This is a genomic window from Ferroglobus sp. (assembly GCF_015521575.1).
GTDB lineage: Archaea > Halobacteriota > Archaeoglobi > Archaeoglobales > Archaeoglobaceae > Ferroglobus.
This window is the reverse complement of record NZ_WANY01000216.1, coordinates 1-3046: the sequence shown is the minus strand read 5'-3', so window position 1 is coordinate 3046 and position 3046 is coordinate 1. Positions and strand designations below refer to the sequence as shown.

Here is a 3046-nt window from a genome sequence, read left to right as displayed (position 1 = left end):
CCGAAAACCTTTGGAATCTCCTCCTTCTCTATCCCCGGTCCGTTATCCTCGACTATAATTCTGTAGTTCTTTCCAACTCTAAAAATTTTGACGAGGATGTCGGGAAGAATTCCCGCTTCCTCGCAGGCATCTAACGAGTTGTCCACTGCTTCCTTAACGCAGGTTATGAGAGCTTTCGCTGGATTGGAGTAGCCAAGAATGTGCTTGTTCTTCTCGAAAAACTCCGCTACGCTTATCTCCTTCTGCTTCATATCTCAGCTCCAACCACCGTTTGAGTTTTTGTAACACCTTCGATAGCCCTTATACTATCGACGGTCTTATTTAACTCAGCCAGACTCGGAGCATCTATTATCACAACGAAGTCAAATTCCCCGAAAACGTGGTACACGTCTCTAACGTTCTTCATCTCCTTTATCTTCATATAGACGCTCTTCTCACTTCCCGGAGAAACGTTTACCATCGTCACACCGATAACCATGTTTAAAATTTTAATACTGAGAATATAAAATAATTGCTGAAATCAGACATCAACGACTTTTCCCGGATTTAAGATGTTGTTCGGATCGAAAATTCTCTTGATATCTCTCATAAGTTCAACAGCTTTCTGAGGAAGGGTCGAGTACATATCCCCCTTCTTCACAACTCCAATTCCATGCTCGGCAGTTATGTATCCCCCAAGCTTTTTTACTAAGCCGAAAGCGTAGTTCTTAAACTTCCGATACTTCTCCTCCCACCCTTCCACTTCGAGGATGTGCTGATGAACGTTCCCATCTCCAGCGTGACCGTAGTGGAGAACTTTTATTCCAATCTCTTCAGCAAACCTTTTACACTTCGTAACGTATTCAGGAATTGAAGCTATGGGAACGGAAACGTCAAGGAGGTCGACTGTAACATCTCTCATTCCCTCGTATATCAAGCTTCTAATGTCAAGAAGATCTCTCTGCTCTTTCTTACTAACTCCAACAAAAACATCTATGGCGTTGTTCTTCTTCGCAAGCCTTTCTATCTCCTCAGAAACTTTCAAGAGCTCGTCTTCATCCCTACCCTCAACTATGATCATTAGATGAGCCTCCCCTCCCTCGTAAGGCCATTTCTTCCCAGTCACGGCTTCTCCAGCTTTCACAGCCTCCACATCCATGTACTCAATAGCAAGTGGAATCGTTCCGCTCCTTAAAATCTCAGGAACCGTTTTTATAGCGTCTTCCGTCCTTTCGAAAGGAACGACGAGGGTGTAAGTTCCTCCCGGCTCTGGAATGAGTTTAAGAACGACTTTCGTTATCACAGCTAACGTCCCTTCACTTCCTATAAGCAGGTGCATAAGATCGTAACCAGTTACGTTTTTGATGACCTTCCCTCCTAAATTCAGAATCTCCCCGCTGGGGAGAACTACTTCCATTCCAAGAACGTAGTTTCTCATAATCCCGTATTTAACAGCCCTCGCACCTCCGGCGTTGTTTGCCACAAGCCCTCCAATCTGCGCCCCCTCATGCCCCGGATGAGGGGGGAAAGATAACCCGGGTATTTTATCAATTTCTTCAAGGAGCTGCCTTAAAGTTACTCCTGCCCCGCAAACAGCCACAAGGTTTTCCGTGTCTATTTCGAGTTCGTTCATCCTCTCCATTGAAAGAACGATCCCCGGAGAAAGGGGAATCGATCCTCCACTTAATCCTGTCCCTCCTCCCCTAACAACTACCGGCACTTTCCTCTCGTTCGCCAGCTTAAGAATTTTCGACACTTCCTCGCTACTCTTCGGCTTCACAACCACAACGTCTTCAGCCGCTTTTGGTCTAACCCTTTTCGGAGTTTCGTCGTAAAGGTAGTCCTCAACGTTCTTGGCAATGCCCTCTTTTCCCACGATTTTTTCGAGCTCTTCGACAATTTCCTGAAGCATGACAGAATTATCCAGAATTAATTTTAAAAGATTGCCCTACTCAAACCCGAACTCAGCTAAGTAGTAATGAAGATTGAGCAAAAAATCGTTGAGAGCTACGAAAGGCACGATGAAGGAATGATGAAAGTAAACATGGTCATCTATAAGGGGGACTATCACCGGAATTACCCTTCTGCCAATAACCTTCTCAAGCCTTTTACACCTATCCGCATGCTTTTTTGCCTCCCTTTTCAGTGCCGAAAGCCTGTACCAGCTTTCAGTGTACCTTTTAGCATCCACCGCTAAAATAATTCCGAAGCGTTCAGCCAAAATGTCAATTTCCCCTCTCCCAATTTCATCCTTGAAGATAAACCTCCTCTTAGATTTAAATCCGTGTTCTTCGAAAATCTTCAGTATTTCCTCTTCAAATTCCTGCCAAGCCTTCATTTTCACTTAACATTTTAACAAGTCCCGCATTTCCAACCGTCATAACGTCTCCCAAAGGTGCCACTTCCTTAAACCCGAAAAGTTTAGCATTTGGCCCGGTGGCGAGGATCTCATTAACCTCCACAACCTCTTTAACGAAAGCTCCGTGTCCTCCTTGCTCCAAAACGTCTTCGTTGGTAATTTCTCCCTTTACGAATCTCTTGAGGAATTCGTGGAAGTCTGCGTTCATAAGAATTCTCGTGTGATGCTCAAATATGCTGTAAACCTCTCCGCTTTTATCGACTATCGCTCCGACCGTGTGGCTGTTCCCAAAATTTATGAGCAGAGCGGGAAAGTTGTTCACCGCAAGCATGCATCCGGCAACAGCTGCAAAAGAAGTGTCGGCAACGTAAACCCTAAAATTTCTTCCAGTACTCTCACCGTAATCTTTAACGCTTTCAACGACGCTTTTCATCCTATTGAAGTATTCCGGAACCGAGTTCTCATCGAAAATTAGAGAATAGATCGTTCCGTCCTTTTTCAAAAGTTCTTCAACCTTCTGGAATCTGAAAACTCTGTTACTGAGCTTTGGAGAGAAACCGTGATCTTGTACCGCGACAGCTATGATCTCCGGTATTTCAAGGGAGAAACTTTCAAGAAATTTTTCGTAACTTTCAAGGAAGACATCTTTAAGAACTATCCTTTCTCCCTCACCGTTTTCAGTTATTTTAACTCCGATCTCCTTAACTT

Annotated in this window: 5 protein-coding genes; all 5 read right to left on the bottom strand. The window is 44.3% G+C overall.

Annotation, left to right across the window (positions count from 1 at the left end):
* Nucleotides 1–251 (bottom strand): ATP-binding protein (locus F7C14_RS08655; RefSeq protein WP_290901889.1); only part of this gene is annotated, 251 nt, incomplete at its 3' end.
* Nucleotides 248–478: an Lrp/AsnC ligand binding domain-containing protein gene (locus tag F7C14_RS08650; protein ID WP_290901885.1), complete on the bottom strand. Its 231-nt coding sequence runs from the start codon at nucleotides 476–478 to the stop codon at nucleotides 248–250. The genes F7C14_RS08650 and F7C14_RS08655, both read right to left, overlap by 4 nt.
* 42 nt (nucleotides 479–520) lie before the next feature.
* A complete protein-coding gene (locus F7C14_RS08645; RefSeq protein WP_290901883.1) occupies nucleotides 521–1891 on the bottom strand; it encodes an FAD-binding oxidoreductase in 1371 nt (456 codons plus the stop codon).
* A gap of 36 nt (nucleotides 1892–1927) precedes the next feature.
* The gene (locus tag F7C14_RS08640; protein WP_290901881.1) at nucleotides 1928–2317 is read right to left on the bottom strand and encodes a hypothetical protein; all 390 of its coding nucleotides are present in this window, start codon (nucleotides 2315–2317) and stop codon (nucleotides 1928–1930) included.
* Nucleotides 2295–3046 (bottom strand): DUF1786 family protein (locus tag F7C14_RS08635; protein ID WP_290901879.1); only part of this gene is annotated, 752 nt, incomplete at its 5' end. The genes F7C14_RS08635 and F7C14_RS08640, both read right to left, overlap by 23 nt.

Bases quoted from the DNA above. Each gene is read 5' to 3' on its own strand.
- F7C14_RS08650 (WP_290901885.1), bottom strand. From the start codon at position 478: ATGGTTATCGGTGTGACGATGGTAAACGTTTCTCCGGGAAGTGAGAAG.
- F7C14_RS08645 (WP_290901883.1), bottom strand. From the start codon at position 1,891: ATGCTTCAGGAAATTGTCGAAGAGCTCGAAAAAATCGTGGGAAAAGAG.
- F7C14_RS08640 (WP_290901881.1), bottom strand. From the start codon at position 2,317: ATGAAGGCTTGGCAGGAATTTGAAGAGGAAATACTGAAGATTTTCGAA.